General features: G+C 57.4%; 15 protein-coding genes. 4 read left to right on the forward strand and 11 right to left on the reverse strand.

Annotated elements, in window-relative coordinates:
* The first annotated feature begins 323 nt into the window (after nucleotides 1-323).
* Complete coding sequence (malT, locus tag ACMGGQ_RS19540) at nucleotides 324-3,029, forward strand: HTH-type transcriptional regulator MalT (protein WP_045909015.1); 2,706 nt, start codon at nucleotides 324-326, stop codon at nucleotides 3,027-3,029.
* A gap of 81 nt (nucleotides 3,030-3,110) precedes the next feature.
* Here malT and ACMGGQ_RS19545 read toward each other — a convergent pair whose 3' ends face one another.
* The 3 genes from ACMGGQ_RS19545 to glpE are packed head-to-tail and all read right to left on the reverse strand — an operon-like array spanning nucleotide 3,111 to nucleotide 5,096.
* Entirely contained in the window at nucleotides 3,111-3,869 is a 759-nt protein-coding gene (locus ACMGGQ_RS19545) for a DeoR/GlpR family transcriptional regulator (protein WP_008503060.1), read from the reverse strand.
* 16 nt (nucleotides 3,870-3,885) lie between these two features.
* On the reverse strand, nucleotides 3,886-4,716 hold the full coding sequence (gene glpG / locus ACMGGQ_RS19550) for a rhomboid family intramembrane serine protease GlpG (RefSeq protein ID WP_028015659.1): 831 nt from the start codon (nucleotides 4,714-4,716) through the stop codon (nucleotides 3,886-3,888).
* Nucleotides 4,717-4,763: 47 nt separating this feature from the next.
* Nucleotides 4,764-5,096 (reverse strand): thiosulfate sulfurtransferase GlpE, encoded by a 333-nt coding sequence (gene glpE / locus ACMGGQ_RS19555; RefSeq protein WP_008503062.1) that lies wholly within the window; start codon nucleotides 5,094-5,096, stop codon nucleotides 4,764-4,766.
* Between the two features lie 188 nt (nucleotides 5,097-5,284).
* On the opposite strand from glpE, the gene glpD reads away from it, so the two are divergent.
* The gene (glpD, locus tag ACMGGQ_RS19560; protein ID WP_048027712.1) at nucleotides 5,285-6,793 is read left to right on the forward strand and encodes a glycerol-3-phosphate dehydrogenase; all 1,509 of its coding nucleotides are present in this window, start codon (nucleotides 5,285-5,287) and stop codon (nucleotides 6,791-6,793) included.
* Nucleotides 6,794-6,881: 88 nt separating this feature from the next.
* Here the strand turns inward: glpD and glgP are convergent, their stop codons facing one another.
* From glgP to asd, 6 genes are all read right to left on the reverse strand, one after another.
* Nucleotides 6,882-9,329, reverse strand: a complete 2,448-nt coding sequence (glgP, locus tag ACMGGQ_RS19565; RefSeq protein WP_025910282.1) for a glycogen phosphorylase — start codon at nucleotides 9,327-9,329, stop codon at nucleotides 6,882-6,884.
* Between the two features lie 18 nt (nucleotides 9,330-9,347).
* Complete coding sequence (glgA, locus tag ACMGGQ_RS19570; RefSeq protein WP_008503065.1) at nucleotides 9,348-10,781, reverse strand: glycogen synthase GlgA; 1,434 nt, start codon at nucleotides 10,779-10,781, stop codon at nucleotides 9,348-9,350.
* A complete protein-coding gene (gene glgC, locus ACMGGQ_RS19575; RefSeq protein WP_008503066.1) occupies nucleotides 10,781-12,076 on the reverse strand; it encodes a glucose-1-phosphate adenylyltransferase in 1,296 nt (431 codons plus the stop codon). The genes glgA and glgC overlap by 1 nt, the downstream gene beginning before the upstream one ends.
* Nucleotides 12,077-12,093: 17 nt before the next feature.
* The gene (gene glgX, locus ACMGGQ_RS19580; RefSeq protein WP_420290412.1) at nucleotides 12,094-14,067 is read right to left on the reverse strand and encodes a glycogen debranching protein GlgX; all 1,974 of its coding nucleotides are present in this window, start codon (nucleotides 14,065-14,067) and stop codon (nucleotides 12,094-12,096) included.
* On the reverse strand, nucleotides 14,064-16,250 hold the full coding sequence (gene glgB, locus ACMGGQ_RS19585) for a 1,4-alpha-glucan branching enzyme (protein ID WP_048991812.1): 2,187 nt from the start codon (nucleotides 16,248-16,250) through the stop codon (nucleotides 14,064-14,066). The genes glgX and glgB overlap by 4 nt, the downstream gene beginning before the upstream one ends.
* A 249-nt stretch (nucleotides 16,251-16,499) precedes the next feature.
* Nucleotides 16,500-17,603 carry an aspartate-semialdehyde dehydrogenase gene (gene asd, locus ACMGGQ_RS19590; protein ID WP_024908885.1) on the reverse strand — a complete coding sequence of 368 codons (1,104 nt, stop codon included), beginning with the start codon at nucleotides 17,601-17,603 and terminating at the stop codon, nucleotides 16,500-16,502.
* 177 nt (nucleotides 17,604-17,780) lie between these two features.
* On the opposite strand from asd, the gene yhgN reads away from it, so the two are divergent.
* Nucleotides 17,781-18,374 (forward strand): NAAT family transporter YhgN, encoded by a 594-nt coding sequence (yhgN, locus tag ACMGGQ_RS19595; RefSeq protein WP_003861574.1) that lies wholly within the window; start codon nucleotides 17,781-17,783, stop codon nucleotides 18,372-18,374.
* Between the two features lie 571 nt (nucleotides 18,375-18,945).
* Here the strand turns inward: yhgN and ACMGGQ_RS19600 are convergent.
* Nucleotides 18,946-19,392: a hypothetical protein gene (locus ACMGGQ_RS19600; protein WP_048226335.1), complete on the reverse strand. Its 447-nt coding sequence runs from the start codon at nucleotides 19,390-19,392 to the stop codon at nucleotides 18,946-18,948.
* Nucleotides 19,393-19,744: 352 nt separating this feature from the next.
* A complete protein-coding gene (tusA, locus tag ACMGGQ_RS19605; protein ID WP_008503071.1) occupies nucleotides 19,745-19,987 on the reverse strand; it encodes a sulfurtransferase TusA in 243 nt (80 codons plus the stop codon).
* Nucleotides 19,988-20,154: 167 nt separating this feature from the next.
* Here tusA and ACMGGQ_RS19610 point away from each other — a divergent pair, with 167 nt between their 5' ends.
* The gene (locus ACMGGQ_RS19610) at nucleotides 20,155-20,820 is read left to right on the forward strand and encodes a 7-cyano-7-deazaguanine/7-aminomethyl-7-deazaguanine transporter (RefSeq protein WP_008503072.1); all 666 of its coding nucleotides are present in this window, start codon (nucleotides 20,155-20,157) and stop codon (nucleotides 20,818-20,820) included.
* The last annotated feature ends 38 nt before the right edge of the window (nucleotides 20,821-20,858 follow it).

A 20,858-nucleotide genomic window follows, 5' to 3' on the forward strand; every position in this document is an offset into this window, starting at 1 on the left:
TCGGCAATCGGGAAATCGCTAAGGAGATTATTAATCTCCCTTAACTTTACCAGAAGTATATTAAATTCGACGTCACTATCCCTTTCTGAAACAAGTTTCAGCGCAGCCGCAGCACAGCCATACAAGCCAGCATTGACGGGGCATCAAAGACCTTTTCAGAAAGTTCCCTCCTGTGCCTGAATGTTTTGTGACAGAGTGCAAATTCACAGCCACCAAATCCAGACATAACTTGCAATAGTTAACTTATTGGCCGACCTTATAACCATTAATTACGAAGCGCAAAAAAAATAAAATCTCTCGTTCCCCACAGTGAAGTGAAACCTATGTTGATTCCGTCTAAATTAAGTCGCCCGGTTCGTCTTGACCACACAGTGGTCCGCGAGCGTCTGTTGGCTAAACTTTCCGGCGCGCATAATTTCCGACTGGCGCTGGTTACGAGCCCTGCAGGTTATGGAAAAACAACGCTCATTTCGCAATGGGCCGCAGGTAAGAGCGATCTTGGCTGGTACTCTCTTGATGAGGGCGATAACCAGCAGGAGCGCTTTGCCAGCTATCTGATTGCCGCGATACAGCAAGCCACCCATGGACACTGCGTCGCCAGTGAGGTGATGGTGCAAAAGCGCCAGTACGCCAGTCTGTCCTCCCTTTTCTCTCAGCTGTTTATCGAACTGGCTGAATGGCATCGCCCGCTTTACGTGGTGATTGATGATTACCATCTCATCACTAACCCGGTGATTCATGAATCAATGCGTTTCTTCCTGCGCCATCAGCCGGAAAACCTGACGTTAGTGGTGCTGTCACGCAACCTGCCGCAGCTGGGTATTGCCAACCTGCGCGTGCGCGATCAGCTCCTGGAAGTGGGTAGCCAGCAGCTGGCCTTTACCCACCAGGAAGCAAAACAGTTCTTTGACTGCCGCCTGACCTCACCCATTGAGGCCGCTGAAAGCAGCCGCCTGTGTGATGACGTCGCGGGCTGGGCCACGGCGCTGCAGCTCATCGCCCTCTCTGCCCGGCAAAACAACAGTCCAGCCCATCAGTCAGCGCGGCGTCTGGCCGGCATCAACGCCAGCCACCTCTCTGATTACCTGGTGGACGAGGTGCTGAACAGTGTCGATCCCTCGACGCGTAATTTCCTGCTGAAAAGCTCGCTGCTGCGCTCCATGAACGATGCCCTCATCGTGCGGGTGACGGGCTGTGAAAACGGTCAGCTGCAGCTCGAAGAAATTGAACGTCAGGGCCTTTTCCTGACGCGCATGGACGATCCCGGCGAGTGGTTTAGCTATCATCCGCTGTTTGGTAGCTTCCTGCGCCAGCGCTGTCAGTGGGAACTGGCGGTTGAACTGCCGGAGATCCACCGCGCCGCTGCCGAAAGCTGGATGGCACAGGGCTTCCCGAGCGAGGCCATCCACCACGCGCTCGCTGCCGGGGATGCCAGCATGCTGCGCGATATCCTCCTCAATCATGCGTGGGGCCTGTTTAACCACAGCGAGCTGACGCTGCTGGAAGAGTCCCTCAAAGCCCTGCCGTGGGAAAGCCTGCTGGAGAATCCGCGTCTGGTGCTGCTGCAGGCCTGGCTGATGCAGAGCCAGCATCGCTACAGCGAAGTGAACACCCTGCTGGCGCGCGCCGAGCAGGAGATGGAAAGCGAGATGGATACCACCCTGCACGGCGAGTTCAACGCGCTGCGCGCTCAGGTGGCCATTAACGACGGTGACCCGGACGAAGCGGAACGGCTGGCGATGGTCGCGCTGGATGAACTGCCGCTGGCCAACTTCTACAGCCGCATCGTGGCGACCTCCGTGCACGGCGAAGTGCTGCACTGCAAGGGCGACCTCACGCGTTCGCTTTCACTGATGCAGCAAACCGAACAGATGGCGCGTCGTCATGATGTCTGGCACTACGCGCTGTGGAGCCTGATCCAGCAGAGCGAGATTTTATTCGCGCAGGGGTTCCTGCAGGCTGCCTGGGAAAACCAGGAAAAAGCGTTCCAGCTGATTCGTGAACAGCACCTGGAACAGCTGCCGATGCACGAGTTCCTGTTGCGTATTCGCGCTCAGCTGCTGTGGGCATGGTCGCGTCTGGATGAAGCAGAAAGCTGCGCCCGCCAGGGTGTGGATGTTCTTTCCAGTTTCCAGCCTCAGCAGCAGCTGCAGTGTCTGGCGCTGCTGGTGCAGTGCTCGCTGGCGCGCGGCGATCTCGATAACGCCCGCAACCATCTTAACCGCCTGGAAAACCTACTCGGCAACGGTCAGTATCATAGCGACTGGGTGTCAAACGCCGATAAGGTCCGGGTGATTTACTGGCAGATGACCGGCGATAAAAAATCCGCCGCCAACTGGCTGCGTCAGACGCCAAAACCGGAATTTGCCAACAACCACTTCCTGCAGAGCCAGTGGCGCAACATTGCCCGCGCGCAGATCCTGCTCGGTGAATTAGAGCCCGCTGAGATTGTGCTGGAAGAGCTGAACGAGAACGCGCGCAGCCTGCGCCTGATGAGCGATCTGAACCGCAACCTGCTGCTGCAGAACCAGCTCTACTGGCAGGCGGGTCGTAAAAACGATGCCCAGCGCGTGCTGCTGGAGGCGCTACAGCTGGCAAACCGCACCGGGTTTATCAGCCACTTTGTGATTGAGGGTGAAGTGATGGCCCAGCAGCTGCGTCAGCTTATTCAGCTCAACACGCTGCCAGAGCTGGATCAACATCGCGCCCAGCGCATTCTGCGCGAGATTAACCAGCATCATCGGCACAAGTTCGCGCATTTCGATGAGAACTTCGTTGAACGTCTGCTGAACCACCCGGAAGTGCCGGAGCTTATCCGCACCAGCCCGCTCACCCAGCGCGAATGGCAGGTTCTGGGGCTGATCTATTCAGGCTACAGCAACGAGCAGATTGCCGGCGAGCTGGCGGTGGCGGCGACCACCATCAAAACGCATATCCGCAACCTGTACCAGAAGCTGGGCGTGGCGCATCGTCAGGATGCGGTACAGCATGCACAGCAGCTGTTGAAGATGATGGGGTACGGAGTGTAATTCATTGCCCGGCGGCGCTACGCTTGCACGGGCCTACAGGTGTTGTAGGTCGGGTAAGCGCAGCGCCACCCGACACAACCGTTAGCACAATTCCAGCTGCAAATTATTATCTTTAATCACCTGCATCACGCCCGCCGGCGGCATCACGTCGGTATAGACCGCATCCACCATGCTGATGCTGCCCATGTTCACCATCGCGTTTCGGCCAAACTTCGAATGATCCACCACCAGCATCACGTGGCGCGAGTTTTCAATGATCGCGCGCTTGGTGCGTACCTCGTGGTAATCAAACTCCAGCAGCGAGCCGTCGCTGTCGATGCCGCTGATCCCCAGAATGCCGAAGTCGAGGCGGAACTGGGAGATAAAATCGAGGGTGGCTTCACCGATAATTCCGCCGTCGCGGCTGCGCAGCTCCCCGCCCGCGAGGATGATGCGGAAATCGTCTTTCTGCATCAGGGTGTTAGCCACGTTCAGGTTGTTGGTGACCACGCGCAGGTTCTCATGATCCAGCAGCGCATGGGCGACCGCTTCCGGCGTGGTGCCGATATCAATAAACAGCGTCGCCCCGTTCGGGATCTGGCTGGCGACCTTACGGGCAATACGCTCTTTTTCCGCCGTCTGCGTGGCTTTACGGTCGTGCCAGGAGGTGTTAACCGAGCTGGACGGCAGCGCCGCGCCACCGTGGTGGCGAAGAATACGGTTCTGATCGGCCAGGTCATTCAGGTCACGACGGATGGTTTGTGGGCTGACGGCAAACTGCTCCACCAGCTCTTCGGTGCTGACGTATCCCTGTTTTTTTACCAGTTCGATAATGGCGTCATGACGTTGTGTTTGTTTCATCAATTATCCCTGAGAATTATGTTCGTTTTCGCGCATGGAGCGTGTCGGCAAAGGCCATCGCCAGCCCCACGGCCAGCCCGGCGACGTGCGCGCCGTTGGCGATAGACATACCAAACAGATCAAACCATCCGGCAATTAGCCATATTAACGCAAAGGTTATTAATCCGCGTTGCAGATAGATGCCACTTTCCGGGTCGCGCTCCCCGCGAAGCCAGACGTAGCCCATCAGGGCATACACGACACCCGACAGCCCGCCGAACCACGGCCCGCTGAACTTGTGCTGCACGTAGCCGCTTAAAAGGGCGCTGATGATGGTGATAACGATCAGCTTGCCGCTGCCCAGACGCTTTTCAACGGCACCGCCGAGATACCACCACCAGAGCAGGTTAAAGAGGATATGCATCACCGAGAAGTGCATCAGCGCGTGGCTAAAGTAGCGCCAGACGTCAAACTCAAGAGACGGGTCATAAGGCCACGCCAGGGCAATCATCACGCTCTGGTCGCCGACCACGTTCATGATAATGAAGACAATGATGCAGGCCGCCATCAGCAGCAGCGTAAACGGGCCCGCGCGCTCGCGAATGGTGGCGAGGAAGGGAAAGCGGCTGTAGTGCAATCCGCTGCCGGTCTGGCCGGATTGCCAGCTTGCCGCCAGATAGCGCGGGTCGCCAGGGTTCTCAAGAAAACGCGCCAGCTCCTCGTTTACCCGCCCGGCCTGGCTCTCATCGGCCAGCCAGACGTCGGTCTGCGTATGTTGCTGAATAGTCAGAATAACGCCCTGCGTCGCCATATAGTCGACAAACGCCTGGGCGACGCGCGGGTTGGTAAAAGAGGTGATCATCAACATGGGCAGCGGTCGCTTATTTCCACACAAAAGGGGACAGTATAGCGGGATCAGCGCTCAAAAGCGTATTCCACTTCCGCCGGGAAATGACGATGCCAGGCATCGAAACCGCCGTCGACGCTGTAAACCGCGTCGTAACCCTGCTGAAGCAGGTACTGCGCCGCGCCTTTGCTGCTGTTGCCGTGATAGCACATGACCATCACCGGCGTGTCGAAGTCGTTATCGCGCATAAACGCGCCCAGCGTGTCGTTGGTGAGATGGAACGCGCCCGGCGTATGGCCCATCGCAAAACTCTGCGGATCGCGGATGTCCACCAGCACCGCTTTTCCCTGGTGCATCTTCTGGTGGGCTTCTTCTACGTTAATACATTCAAACTGATCCATGGTGTTCTCTTTACAGTGGTCAACGACAAGATTTTACCCCGTAGTGTACGTCCTGGCGGCGGGTAAACGCCATTATGTTATCCATATCACTCTAAATTGTTTTTTTGATGTTACCAAAAGCGCGTTCCTTTGCTATTATGAGCGATATCGAACATTTCTGAGCTTTAACGAAAGTGCATGAGGGTGTTATGGAAACCAAAGATCTGATTGTGATAGGCGGTGGCATCAACGGTGCCGGTATTGCGGTCGATGCCGCAGGACGCGGTTTATCCGTACTGATGCTGGAAGCTAACGATCTCGCCTGCGCGACGTCGTCCGCCAGCTCCAAACTGATTCACGGTGGCCTGCGCTACCTGGAACACTACGAATTCCGCCTGGTCAGTGAAGCGCTGGCCGAACGTGAAGTGCTGCTGAAAATGGCCCCGCATCTGGCGATTCCGATGCGCTTCCGCCTGCCCCATCGCCCGCATCTGCGTCCGGCGTGGATGATCCGAATTGGTCTGTTTATGTACGATCATCTGGGTAAACGCACCAGTCTCCCGGGTTCGAAAGGTTTGCGTTTTGGCTCAGAATCGGTCCTTAAGCCTGAAATCGTGCGCGGATTCGAATATTCCGACTGCTGGGTGGACGATGCCCGCCTGGTGCTGGCGAACGCGCAGATGGTTGAGAAGAAAGGCGGCGAGGTGAAAACCCGCACCCGCGCGACCTCTGCCCGCCGTGAAAACGGCCTGTGGATTGTCGAGGCGGAAGATATCGATACCGGCGAGAAATTCAGCTGGAAAGCGCGCGGCCTGGTGAACGCCACCGGCCCGTGGGTGAAACAGTTCTTTGACGAGGGCATGCATCTGCCTTCCCCGTACGGCATCCGCCTGATCAAAGGCAGCCATATTGTGGTGCCGCGCGTGCATACCCAGAAGCAGGCGTACATTCTGCAAAACGAAGACAAGCGCATCGTGTTTGTGATCCCGTGGATGGACGAATTCTCGATCATCGGCACCACCGACGTGGAGTACAAAGGCGATCCAAAGAACGTCGAGATCGACGAGAGCGAAGTGAACTACCTGCTTAAAGTGTATAACGCGCACTTTAAGAAACAGCTGTCGCGCGACGACGTGGTCTGGACTTACTCCGGCGTGCGTCCGCTGTGCGATGACGAATCTGACTCACCGCAGGCCATCACCCGCGACTATACGCTCGATATTCACGACGTTGACGGTCAGGCGCCGCTGCTGTCCGTGTTTGGCGGCAAGCTCACCACCTACCGCAAGCTGGCCGAGCACGCGCTGGAAAAACTGGCGCCGTACTACAAAGGCATTGGCCCGGCATGGACCAAGGGCGCGGTACTGCCCGGCGGTGATATCGGCGATAACCGCGATGATTACGCCGCGAAGCTGCGCCGTCGCTTCCCGTTCATCACCGAAGGGATGGCGCGCCACTATGCCCGCACCTACGGCAGCAATACCGAGCTGTTCCTGGGCGATGCGAAGGACATTGCGGATCTGGGCGAGCATTTCGGCCACGAGCTGTACGAAGCCGAGCTGCGTTACCTGGTTGAGCACGAGTGGGTGCGTCGTCTGGATGATGCTATCTGGCGCCGTACCAAAGAAGGGATGTGGCTCAACGCCGAACAGCAGTCTCGCGTGGCGCAGTGGTTGCTGCAACATGCGGGAAAGCGTGAGCTGTCGCTGGCGTCCTGATGTGAAAAAACGCCCGGTGGCGCTACGCTTACCGGGCCTACGGGATCAACCAGGCCGGGTAAGGCGAAGCCGCCACCCGGCTTTGTTTTTACAACCTCACCGGATCAATATGCCAGATCGTCTCGGCATACTCCTTGATGGTCCTGTCTGACGAGAAATAGCCCATATTGGCGATGTTGTACATCGCGGCGCTGGTCCACTTCTCCGGCTGGCGATAAAGTTCGTCCACCTTATCCTGACAGTCCACGTAGCTGCGATAATCCGCCAGCACCTGGTAGTGATCGCCAAAGTTAATCAGCGAATCGACCAGATCGCGGTAGCGGCTCGGTTCATCAGGGCTAAACACGCCGGTCGCGATCTGCGTCAGCACCTGACGCAACTCTTCATCCTCTTCGTAATATTGACGCGGCGAGTAGCCTTTCCTGCGCAGCGCCTCCACCTCTTCCGTCGTATTACCGAAGATAAAGATATTGTCTTCGCCCACGTGCTCCAGCATCTCGACGTTCGCCCCGTCCAGCGTGCCGATGGTCAGCGCGCCGTTGAGGGCAAACTTCATGTTACTGGTGCCGGATGCCTCCGTCCCCGCCGTGGAAATCTGTTCAGAGAGATCCGCCGCCGGGATAATCAGCTGCGCCAGGCTGACGCTGTAGTTCGGAATGAACACCACCTTCAGCTTGTCGCCAATGTCCGGATCCTGGTTAACTACCTTCGCCACGTCGTTGATGAGATGAATAATGTGCTTCGCCATGTAGTAGGCCGACGCCGCCTTACCGGCGAAGATCTTCACGCGCGGCACCCATTCGGCCGTCGGATCGGCCTTGATGCGGTTGTAATGGGTGATCACGTGCAGCACGTTCATCAGCTGACGCTTGTATTCATGGATGCGTTTGATCTGAACGTCGAACAGCGCTTTCGGGTTTGCCACCACGTTGAGGTGCATCGCCAGCCAGACCGCCAGACGTTTTTTGTTCAGCAGCTTGGCTTCGCGCACGGCTTTGTTCACCGTCGGGAAATCAATATGCTGTTCCAGCTCGCTCAGTTGGCTCAAATCGGTACGCCAGGTGCGGCCAATATTCTCGTCCAGTACCTCAGAGAGCGGCTGGTTGGCCAGCGCCAGCCAGCGGCGCGGAGTGACGCCGTTGGTCACGTTGCAGAACCGCGTCGGGAAGATCTTCGCGAAGTCCGCAAACAGCGACTGCACCATCAGGTTCGAGTGGAGCTCGGACACGCCGTTGACCTTGTGGCTGATGACAACCGCCAGCCAGGCCATGCGCACGCGGCGACCGTTCGACTCATCAATAATGGACGCGCGGCTCAGCAGGCCGGTATCGTTCGGATACTGCTCCTGCAGCGTCTTGAGGAAGTAGTCGTTAATCTCAAAGATAATCTGCAGATGGCGCGGCAGGATTTTGCCGAGCATGTCCACCGGCCACGTCTCCAGCGCTTCGCTCATCAGCGTGTGGTTGGTGTATGAGAACACCTGACAGGTCACCTCAAAGGCGTCATCCCAGCTGAACTTATGCTCATCGATCAGCAGGCGCATCAGCTCCGGAATAGAGAGCACCGGGTGGGTGTCATTAAGGTGGATCGCGGTTTTCTCCGCCAGGTTGGCGTAGGTTTTGTGCAGCTGATGGTGGCGGCTAAGGATGTCCTGAATGGTCGCCGAAACAAGGAAGTACTCCTGACGCAGGCGCAGCTCACGGCCCGAGTAGGTCGAGTCATCCGGGTACAGCACGCGGGACACGTTCTCGGAGTGGTTTTTATCCTCCACCGCCGCGAAGTAGTCACCCTGGTTAAATTTCCCGAGGTTAATTTCGCTACTGGCCTGGGCACTCCACAGGCGCAGCGTGTTGGTGGCGTCGGTGTCGTAGCCGGGGATAATCTGGTCGTAGGCCACGGCCAGGATCTCTTCCGTTTCCACCCAGCGGGATTTTTTCCCTTCCTGCTGAATACGTCCGCCAAAGCGCACCTTGTAGCGCGTGTTGTGGCGCTTGAACTCCCACGGGTTGCCGTACTCCAGCCAGTAGTCCGGGGACTCTTTCTGACGCCCGTCGACGATATTCTGTTTGAACATACCGTAATCGTAGCGAATACCGTAGCCACGGCCCGGCAGCGCCAGCGTCGCCAGCGAGTCGAGGAAGCAGGCGGCGAGACGTCCCAGACCGCCGTTACCGAGGCCCGGGTCGTTCTCTTCGTCGATCAGTTCTTCTAAATCTAACCCCATCTCTTCCAGTGCGGTTTTGACGTCGTCATAAATACCGAGCGACAACAGCGCATTGGACAGCGTGCGGCCAATCAAAAATTCCATCGACAGGTAGTAAACCTGACGCGTCTCCTGCGAGAGCTGGGCGCGGTTTGAGCGCAGCCAGCGTTCAACTAAGCGGTCACGCACGGCAAACAGGGTGGCGTTCAGCCACTCGTGCTTGTTGGCAATAACCGGATCTTTCCCGATGGTGAACATCAGCTTGTAGGCGATGGAGTGCTTTAACGCCTCAACGCTGAGCGTGGGTGAAGAGTAGCTAAATGGAGCGTTCATATCAGTAACTTCGCCTCGTTACATCAAGCGTTGATAGAGATCGCGGTATGACTGCGCCGCGACATGCCAGCTAAAGTCCATGGACATCGCCTGACGTTGTACGTAACGCCACAGCGATGGACGGGACCACAAGACGAAAGCACGCCGAATCGCCCGAAGCAGCGACCAGGCATTACTGTCCTCAAAGACAAATCCGCTGGCGATACCGTCCGCCAGGTTTTCCAGAGAGCTGTCGGATACGGTATCCGCCAGTCCGCCCGTGCGGCGTACCAGCGGCAGGGTGCCGTATTTCAGGCCGTACAGCTGCGTCAGGCCGCAGGGTTCGAAACGGCTTGGCACCAGAATGACGTCCGCGCCGCCCATAATGCGGTGCGAGAACGCTTCGTGGTAGCCAATCTGTACGCCTACCTGCCCCGGATGTTCCGCGGCGGCGGCAAGGAAACCTTCCTGCAGCACCGGGTCGCCCGCGCCGAGCAGCGCCAGCTGTCCCCCCTGCTCCAGTAAACCGGGCAGCGCCTCCAGCACCAGATCCAGCCCTTTCTGGCTGGTCAGGCGGCTCACGACGGCGAACAGCGGCACTTTGTCGTTCACCTTCAGGCCCATCGCAATCTGCAGCTGGCGTTTGTTCTCCGCTTTGTCCTCCACGGAATCACGACCGTAGCGCGCCGCCAGCAGGAGATCGGTTTCCGGGCTCCAGATTTGTTCATCCACACCGTTCAGGATGCCCGACAGGCGGCCTTCGCGATGGCGCTGCTGCAGCAACCCTTCCATGCCGTAGCCAAACGCCGGCTGGGTGATCTCACGCGCGTAGGTTGGGCTCACCGCCGTGATGTGATCGGCGTAGTACAGCCCCGCCTTCAGGAACGAGATCTGCCCGTTAAACTCCAGACCGTGCATGTTAAAGAACGACCATGGCAGATCGATGTCATTCATGTGATGGGCGTAGTACATCCCCTGATACGCCAGGTTATGCACGGTAAAGACCGATTTCGCCGGGTGGCCGCGCGCGGCGAGATACGCCGGAGCAAGCCCGGCGTGCCAGTCGTGCGCGTGCACCACATCCGGACGCCAGAACGGATCCAGCCCCGTCGCCATTTCGGCGCCGACCCAGCCGAGCAGCGCAAAGCGCAGCACGTTGTCGGTGTAGGCGAACAGGTTCGTATCGTGATACGGGCTGCCCGGGCGATCGTATAAATGCGGCGCGTCGATCAGGTAAATCCCTACGCCATTGTAATGTCCAAACAGCAGGGTAATGCGTCCGGCAAACGTTTCACGGCGGGTCACCACTTTCGCATCGGGTATACCGCGCCGGATATCCGGAAAGGCGGGCAGCAGGACTCGGGTATCCACGCCTCCGGCGATTTGCGCCGCCGGTAATGCGCCAAGCACATCTGCCAGTCCGCCCGTTTTTAATAACGGGAACATCTCAGAACATACGTGTAAAACCTGCATCATCGCTCCTGTTTGATCTGCAGCTTCCGCAACATTTCCCGTGTGACTAACACGATCCCCTCTTCCGAACGGTAGAAACGACGCGCGTCTTCTTCCGCATTCTCCCCAATAACCATCCCTTCAGGGATGACGCAGGCACGGTCGATCACGCAACGACGCAGACGACACGAGCGCCCTACCCAGACATCCGGCAACAAGACTGCCGAATCGATATTACAGAATGAATTTATCCGCACGCGCGGGAACAGCACCGACTGCACCACGACCGAACCGGAGATAATGCACCCGCCGGACACCAGCGAGTTCAGCGTCATACCGTGGCTGCCGGAGCGGTCCTGGACGAACTTGGCCGGCGGCAGCGACTCCATATGGGTACGAATCGGCCAGTTCTGGTCGTACATATCCAGTTCAGGCGTGACCGATGCCAGATCGAGGTTCGCTTTCCAGTACGCTTCCAGCGTGCCCACGTCGCGCCAGTAGGGTTCCGCATTCGGGTCGGACTGCACGCAGGACAGCGGGAAAGGATGTGCATACGCCATGCCAGCTTTCGTGATTTTCGGAATGATGTCTTTACCGAAGTCGTGGCTGGAGTTTTCGTCTTTGTCGTCTTCTTCCAGCAGCTCATAAAGATAATCTGCGTCAAAGACATAGATCCCCATGCTGGCGAGTGATTTGGTGTCATCGCCCGGCATGGTTGGCGGGTTCGCCGGTTTTTCAACGAAGTCGATAATTTTGTCGTCCGCATCCACGTGCATGACGCCAAACGCCGTCGCTTCAGCAACGGGCACAGGCAGACACGCCACGGTGCAGCGCGCCCCTTTTTCGACGTGGTCGATCAGCATGTGGGAGTAATCTTGCTTGTAGATGTGGTCCCCGGCGAGGATCACGATGTATTCCGCGTTGTAGCGACGAATGATGTCGAGGTTCTGGGTCACCGCATCCGCTGTCCCGCGATACCAGTTTTCGCCGTGGACGCGTTGCTGCGCAGGAAGGAGATCGACAAACTCGTTCATCTCTTCGCTGAAGAAAGACCAGCCGCGCTGGATATGCTGAACCAGCGTATGCGACTGATACTGCGTAATGACGCCGATGCGGCGAATGCCCGAGTTCAGGCAGTTGGAGAGCGCAAAGTCGATGATACGGAACTTACCACCAAAGTGAACAGCCGGTTTGGCGCGCTTGATGGTCAAATCTTTCAGACGGGTACCACGCCCGCCCGCAAGTATCAGGGCAACCGTTTTTAATGGTAGCTGGCGTGCCAACATTAAGGGATCGTTCTTCTCTAATCTAACCATGACTAACTCCTTTTTTATCATCTTTGGAATACGCACACTCCGTGCGCAGGCCCGTGCCAGACAGCCATTACTACCGGATTATCCGCTCCGGCAAAGGGGGGAACGGCGCGCCACTCCCCGTCAGGTAAAACAATCTCTGCGACGTCATCCGTCGCGTTCAGCGTGACCAGCCATTTATCCGACAGCAGGATTTGCAGGCGTGGTACGCCGTGTTGCCACTCTTGCGCGCTTAACGGTTGCGCGTCTTTATTCAGCCAGCGAACGTTGCCGTCACCCTCTTCCCACCAATTGTTGGCGGTCAGCGCGGGGATCTGCTGGCGAAGATGGATCAGCGCAGCGGTAAAATGAATCAGCCCGTTGTTGGCTTCCCCCCAGTCAAGCCAGGTTAAGGTGTTGTCCTGGCAATAGGCGTTGTTGTTACCGTGCTGGCTATGACCATGCTCGTCGCCTGCCAGCAGCATCGGCGTGCCCTGCGACAGTAAAAGCGTTGTCAGCAGCGCATGAACGCTGGCGCGTCGCCGCTCTATCACATCCAGACTTCCGCCTAACCCTTCTATACCATGATTGAAGCTATGGTTATTGTTAGTGCCATCGCGATTCTCTTCGCCGTTCGCCTCATTGTGTTTCTGATTGAAACAAACGCAGTCCCTGAGCGTAAAACCGTCGTGTGCCGTCAACAGATTGACGGTGGCCGACGGGCGTTTGCCGTCGCGCTTAAAGAGATCGCTCGACGCGGCAAAGCGCCCGGCAAATTCCCCCAGCGACAGGTTCCGCTCCAGCCAGAAGCGGCGCACGGCGTCGCGGTAGTGGTCGTTCCACTCGGCAAACAGCGGCGGGAAATTCCCGACCTGATAACCGCCTTCACCGATGTCCCACGGCTCGGCAATGAGCTTCACCTGCGAGAGCACCGGGCAGTTTTTTATCGCCTCAAACAGCGGCGCCTGCTGGCTGAACGCCGGCGTGCGCCCCATCACCGGCGCCAGGTCGAAACGAAAACCGTCGACGTGGAACGTCTCTACCCAGTATTTCAGGCATTCATACGCAAAATGCGTGACCGCCGGATGGCTGAGATTGAGCGTGTTGCCGCAGCCGGTCCAGTTCTCGTAATCGCCATCCTGCCTGATCCAATAATAGCTACGGTTATCAATTCCGCGCATGGAGAGCGTCGGGCCGTCGAGATCGCTTTCTGCGCTGTGGTTCAGTACCACGTCCAGAATGACCTCAATGCCCGCCGCGTGGAGCGCCTTCACCGCATCGCGGAACTCGTCCCGCGCCTTTTCCGGATGGACGGCATAGCGCGGCTCGAGCGCGAACATCACCAGCGGGTTATAGCCCCAGTAGTTGCTCAGCCCCAGCCGCTGCAGGCGCGGCTCGCTGGCAAAATGGACGACGGGGAGCAGTTCCAGGGCGGTGATGCCGAGGTGTTTCAGGTAGGCGATCATGGTGGGATGCCCGAGTGCCTTGTAGGTGCCGCGCATCTCTTTGGGGATCGACGGATGCAGGTACGTCAGCCCTTTGACGTGGGCTTCATAAATGACGGTCTTGCCCCACGGCGTGTGCGGCGGGGCATCGTCTTCCCAGTCATAAAGATCGTTCACCACCACGCTTTTTGGCGCGACGGGCGCGCTGTCGCGGTGGTCGGGCTCGCCGTAGCCCACGTGGAAGAGCGGGTCATCTTTAAATTCGCCGTCCACGCGGTGCGCGCACGGGTCAATCAACAGCTTCGCCGGGTTAAACCAGTGCCCCTGCGCGGGATCCCACGGACCGTGAACGCGAAAGCCGTAGTGCATGCCGGGCCGCCCGCCGGCCAGGTAGCCGTGCCACGTATCCCCCGTGCGCGCGGGTAAATCGTAACGGTGCTCGTTACCTTCCCCGTCAAACACGCACAGTTCTACCCGCTCGGCGTGAGCGGAAAAGAGGGTGAAATTGACCCCCTTTCCGTCAAAATGCGCCCCGAGCGGTTCGGGTTTACCTGCCGTAAGCTGCGTCATTCGCCCTCCCGCATCAGCCAGATGGTGCCAAGCGGCGGCAGCGTCAGGCTCAGGGAGTTGGGTCGCCCGTGGCTTTCAATGGCGTCGCTCTGTACCAGCCCGCCGTTACCGGCGTTGCTGCCGTGGTAGTGCATCGAGTCGGTATTCAGAATTTCACGCCATTTGCCCGGCTGGTTAATGCCGAAGCGGTAGTGTTCACGCGGCACCGGGGTGAAGTTGCTGGCGACGATGATCTCGTTACCCGCCTTGTCACGACGCACAAAGACAAACACCGAGCGCTCATGGTCGTCCACCACCAGCCATTCAAAGCCGTACGGATCGAAGTCGAGCTCGTGCAGCGCTTTGTGGTGGCGATAGGTCAGGTTCAGATCGCGTACCAGACGCTGCACCCCGTGGTGCCAGTTGTCGCCGCCTTCCAGCAGATGCCAGTCGAGGCTGGCGTCGTGGTTCCACTCGCGCCCCTGGGCGAACTCATTGCCCATGAACAGCAGTTTCTTGCCCGGGAAGGCAAACATCCAGCCGTAATAGGCGCGCAGGTTGGCAAACTTCTGCCACGCGTCGCCCGGCATGCGGTCGAGAATCGATTTTTTACCGTGTACCACCTCATCGTGCGACAGCGGCAGCATGAAGTTTTCGGTGTAGTTGTAGAGCATCCCGAACGTCAGTTTATCGTGATGATACTTACGGTGAACCGGATCCAGCTTCATGTAGTCGAGCGTGTCGTGCATCCAGCCCAGGTTCCACTTATACCAGAACCCCAGGCCGCCCAATGACGGCGGACGGGAGACGCCCGCAAAGTCGGTGGACTCTTCCGCCATGGTCACGGCACCGTCCACCTGCTCGCCGATAATGCGGTTGGTATTACGCAGGAATTCAATCGCCTCCAGGTTTTCGCGGCCACCAAACTCGTTCGGGATCCACTCCCCCTCTTTGCGGCTGTAGTCGCGGTAGATCATCGACGCCACCGCATCCACGCGCAGGGCATCGATGCCAAACCGCTCGATCCAGTACAGGGCATTCCCGACCAGGTAGTTTGAGACCTCACGGCGACCGTAGTTGTAGATCAGCGTGTTCCAGTCCTGGTGATAGCCTTCGCGCGGATCGCTATGCTCGTACAGCTTCGTACCGTCAAACTCTGCCAGCGCAAAATCATCCGCCGGGAAATGGCCCGGCACCCAGTCGAGGATGACGTTCAGCCCGGCGGCGTGCGCGGCATCAATGAAATAGCGGAAGTCGTCGCGGGTGCCGAAGCGGCGGGTCGGCGCATACAGCCCGGTGGGCTGATAGCCCCAGCTCCCGTCGAACGGGTGCTCGTTGACCGGCAGCAGCTCCAGGTGGGTAAAGCCCATCCATTTGGCGTACGGGACTAGCTGGTCGGCAAGCTCCCGGTAGCTGAGCCAGAAGTTGTTATCGGTGTGGCGACGCCATGAGCCGAGATGGACTTCATAGACGGAGATCGGCGCATCAAAGCGGTTGGCCTGCTTACGCTCCTCCGTCTGGATAACCTTCTCCGGCAGGCCGCAAATCAGCGATGCGGTATCCGGACGCATCTGCGCTTCGAAGGCATACGGGTCGGCTTTAATGCGCAGCTTGCCGTGGGCGTCAATCATCTCGAATTTATAAAGCTGCCCGTGGTGCGCCCCGGGGATAAACAGCTCCCAGATGCCGGTTTCCCGACGCAGGCGCATCGGGTGGCGGCGGCCATCCCAGTAGTTGAACTGTCCAACAACGGAGACACGCTGGGCATTGGGCGCCCACACGGAGAACCGCGTGCCGGTAATGCCGTCCATGGTATCGGCATGGGCACCCAGCGTTTCATAAGGGCGAAGATGCGTCCCTTCGGAGAGCAGCCAGGCATCCATCTCTTTAAGCAGAGGGCCAAAGCTGTAGGGATCGTCAATCAGGTTTTGCTGACCGTGCCAGAGAACGGCGAGCTGATAGCGAAAAGGATTTTTACGACGGGGCATCACGCCCGAGAAGAAGCCACGGGAATCGAGGCATTCCAGGTTACCGACCTTGCGGCCGGTTTTGGGTTCAATCACCCAGACTTCTGTGGCATCCGGTAACAGTGCCCGAACTTCCAGACCGGCCTCAGTACGGTGCATCCCAAGCACAGAAAAGGGGTCAGCGAAATGACCCGCAATAAGCGCATTAATCACGTCTCTATCCACACGATCGGACATGGTATTCATCCTGTTTTTTATGTCGTCCTTTTTAAGCGCTCCGGGACGACTTTTAATGTGACCTGAACGGGACAGCACAAAAATGTGCATCCATTCTGCTCCGCTCGAACCTCAGGTAAGAAATGACTCTTCCTTAAAGCATAGCCAACGCTCTAGATGACTCCTGATAAAAAATAAGACATACGCGTGTTACTCCATGTAGTACGCAAAAAAAAGGGGTGAAAATCACCCCTGGTATTTAACAAATTATTACGCCAGCTGGCGCAGCATGCGGCGCAGCGGCTCGGCGGCGCCCCACAGGAGCTGGTCACCGACGGTGAACGCGGAGAGATACTCCGGCCCCATATTCAGCTTACGCAGACGGCCAACCGGCGTGGTCAGCGTGCCGGTCACCGCTGCCGGGGTCAGCTCGCGCATAGTAATATCGCGATCGTTTGGTACCACTTTCGCCCACGGGTTGTGCGCGGCCAGCAGCTCTTCCACGGTCGGAATAGACACATCTTTTTTCAGTTTAATGGTGAAGGCCTGGCTGTGGCAGCGCAGTGCGCCGATACGTACGCACAGACCGTCAACCGGAATGGTGTTCGCGGTATTGAGGATTTTGTTGGTCTCAGCCTGGCCTTTCCACTCTTCGCGGGTCTGGCCGTTATCCAGCTGCTTGTCGATCCACGGGATCAGGCCACCGGCCAGCGGTACGCCAAAGTTATCCACCGGCAGCTCACCGCTGCGGGTCAGCTGGGTCACTTTACGCTCGATATCCAGAATAGCGGATGCCGGGTTTGCCAGCTCGGTCGCAACGCTCTGGTGCAGTTGGCCCATCTGGGTCAGCAGCTCGCGCATGTGACGCGCACCGCCGCCGGACGCCGCCTGGTAGGTCGCCACGGAGACCCACTCCACCAGATCCTGCGCGAACAGGCCGCCGAGGGACATCAGCATCAGGCTGACGGTGCAGTTACCGCCAACAAAGGTTTTCACGCCGTTGTTCAGACCATCGGTGATCACGCCCTGGTTAACCGGGTCGAGAATGATGATGGCATCGTCTTTCATGCGCAGCGACGAGGCCGCATCAATCCAGTAGCCCTGCCAGCCGCTTTCACGCAGCTTTGGATAGATTTCGTTGGTATAATCGCCGCCCTGGCAGGTCACAATAATGTCGAGCGCCTTCAGCGCTTCCAGATCGTAAGCATCCTGCAACGTGCCTGTGGTACCACCAAAGGACGGAGCAGCCTGGCCGAGCTGAGAAGTGGAGAAGAAGACCGGGCGGATAGCGTCGAAATCGCGCTCTTCAACCATGCGTTGCATGAGTACAGAGCCGACCATACCGCGCCAGCCGATAAAACCAACGTTTTTCATAGCATTTTTTTCCTGCTGAGGGTGTGTGCTGATTGTGCAAGCCAGTATTGAACTGGGATATGCTTCACATTACAAAATGCTGCCAAAGTCGCAAGCGAAATTAATCGATGATTGCCCGGCAATCAGAAATACAGCTAATTATCATAATAACCTTAGAGAGTTTCAGGGATAATTTACATGAGTGAAATCATTTCCGCCGCGGTTTTATTGATCTTGATTATGGATCCCCTGGGCAACCTGCCCATCTTCATGTCGGTGCTAAAACACACCGAGCCGAAGCGTCGCCGGGCGATCATGATCCGCGAGCTGCTCATCGCCCTGCTGGTGATGTTTATCTTCCTGTTTGCGGGTGAAAAAATTCTCGCATTCCTGAACCTGCGTGCCGAAACCGTGTCGATTTCCGGCGGGATTATTCTGTTCCTGATTGCCATTAAGATGATTTTCCCGAGCGCGGAAGGTAGCAGCAGCGGCCTGCCTGCGGGTGAAGAGCCATTTATTGTGCCGCTGGCGATCCCCCTCGTCGCGGGCCCGACCATTCTGGCCACGCTGATGCTGCTGTCGCATCAGTATCCGAATCAGATGAGCCATCTGGTGATTGCCCTGCTGATTGCCTGGGGCGGAACGTTCATTATCCTGCTGCAGTCGTCCCTGTTCCTGCGCCTGCTGGGCGAAAAAGGGGTAAACGCGCTGGAACGCCTGATGGGGCTGATTCTGGTCATGATGGCAACGCAGATGTTCCTGGACGGGATCCGGGCGTGGATGAAAGGATGACGTTCTCCCTCTCCCCGTGGGCTGAGGGTTCCCCACAAAATAATGCCTGCACGGATGACCCCCTCTCCCTTGAGGGAGAGGGCTGGGGTGAGGGGGAACATACGGCTGTGGAGGTCATTCCGTTCACTTTATGTTCATTGCTACTCTGTAACGACATGGCCGGTGAACGTGCCAGGGTGGCTCAATCGCCACCACCCTGGCGACCCGGGCTCCCGGCGGTAAATCGCCGCTTCGCGGTACCCTCAGCTTATTCCTTCAGGCTATCGGGTCGGGCATGAGCCTGCATCCCTGCAGGCCACGCCCTCTCGGCGCATCCCTGCGCCTCGCCCCGGCCTTACGGAAACGCTTCGGCGATTTACAGCCGGACCAGGGCGCCGCTGTAACTGATTAATTTTACTGAAGCAACGTTCATCGCTTCCGGTTACAAAATTACTGGGGATCCCTCAGCCTCGTGGGAGAGGGTATCAGGCCGCAGAGGCCGTATTCTTGCCGGGTGGCGGCTTCGCCTTACCCGGCCTACAACTGCTCTAGTCCCGTAGGTCGGGTAAGCGTTAGCGCCACCCGACTTTTTTCACAGTGGCAAGATGCCTTCATTTGTACGCAACCAGCGCGGTGCTTTCAACATACCGCTATACAGCCCAACTAAGCCTTGCAACAAATCTCCAGCCACTCTTTCATCACGCTCTGAAAGTGAACGAGCCAACAGCAACTGTGTTAATAGCTGGCAATAGCTTCCCAACTGATCAACTTCCGGTTCGAAGGCAGGGACGTCCAGCGGCAGGTCATCTACCGTTAAACTCGCTTTTAAATATTCAGGAACAGGTTCAAGCAATGTTGGCTGGAGAAGAGCCAGACAGGCGGAAAGCCGCCCGCACAGCGCCATCTTCTGTGGCTGATCTTCGCATTCAACCATTGAGTCAACAAACCGCTCGCAGTTGTCTGCAAGTTTGGTGAAATCTGTGGTGCGATCGAACGGAATAGTGAATAAAGAGTGAGAAACGTTAGGGGTAGTAGTCATATGACCGCCTCCAAAGAGTAGTTTTTATCCACCACTGGAGAGGCTAATCTCGCTGGTGGCGGAACCGAGCAGGGTTAGCCTTACCGGCCTCTTCGGATACCGGCGCGTCTTGCGACGCCCCCGCTCGGCCCACCGTTGGAGTGTAGCTAAGCGTGCGACACAAAAATACTTGTGTCACCGAAGAAGTAAGGCAGGAGGCTAATCCTGGCGCCTGATTTTGCAGGCGCGGCAAGAAGATACTGCTTTGCCGATCGGGTGGCAAGAGAGGCTCTGGAAGGCGGCTCGCAAAACGAATGATGATTTATGATGGGTACGGCCTGATACCCTCAACCTCCCCCCAAATAAGTGAGGGCTACCCCTTACGAATCAAATACCGGTACGGCAGCGCCTCAGTCTGCTGTGCCACCAGCTCATGCTCCATAAAGGTACAAAAACCGGGAATGTCGCGGGTCGTGGCCGGGTCGTCGGCGATGATCAGCAGCGTTTCACCGGTCTGCATGTTGCGCACGGTTTTACGTACCATCATTACCGGTTCCGGGCAGCGAAGGCCCTGGGCATCAAGGGTGTGGTCTGGGCTGGAAAACAGGTCGGTCATGATCTTCTCGGTCAGGTAAAAACGGCTGTAGTTTACGCCCGGTTGCGATCAATGCAAACCAGGTTAACGATTGCGTAAAAACTAACCATTGCAATGTCCTGCCAAAGCAGTATCATGCTGCGGTTTTTATTGGGTTCCCTCACCCCAACGTATAAAAAGGTCACAATATGACGCAGTTTTCTGAATCTCAGCGCGTAAAAGCGTTGTTCTGGCTTTCGCTTTTCCATTTGCTGGTGATCACCTCCAGCAACTATCTGGTGCAGCTCCCTATCTCCATCTTTGGTTTTCATACCACCTGGGGCGCGTTCAGTTTTCCGTTTATTTTCCTCGCCACCGATCTGACCGTGCGTATCTTTGGCGCACCGCTGGCTCGCCGCATTATTTTTGCGGTCATGCTCCCGGCGCTGTTCATCTCGTACGGGGTTTCGTCTCTGTTTTATATGGGAAGCTGGCAGGGCTTTGAGGCGTTAACCCACTTCAACCTGTTTGTCGCCCGTATCGCCGCAGCAAGCTTTATGGCCTACGCGCTGGGGCAGATTCTGGACGTGCACGTGTTTAACCGCCTGCGTCAGAATCATCGCTGGTGGATGGCGCCCACCGCCTCCACGCTGTTCGGTAACGTGAGCGATACGCTGGCCTTCTTCTTCATCGCCTTCTGGCGTAGCCCGGATGCGTTTATGGCCGAACACTGGATGGAAATCGCGCTGGTGGACTACTGCTTTAAGGTGCTCATCAGCATTGTCTTCTTCCTGCCCATGTACGGCGTGCTGCTGAATATGCTGCTGAAAAGGCTGGCAGATAAATCTGAAATCACGGCATTGCAGGCAGGTTAAGGGTTCGCTTTATCAGTTGTGATAAGATGAACGAATGA

This window comes from Enterobacter sp. BNK-13 (assembly GCF_048685015.1).
In the GTDB taxonomy this organism is placed as follows: Bacteria; Pseudomonadota; Gammaproteobacteria; order Enterobacterales; family Enterobacteriaceae; genus Enterobacter; species Enterobacter quasiroggenkampii.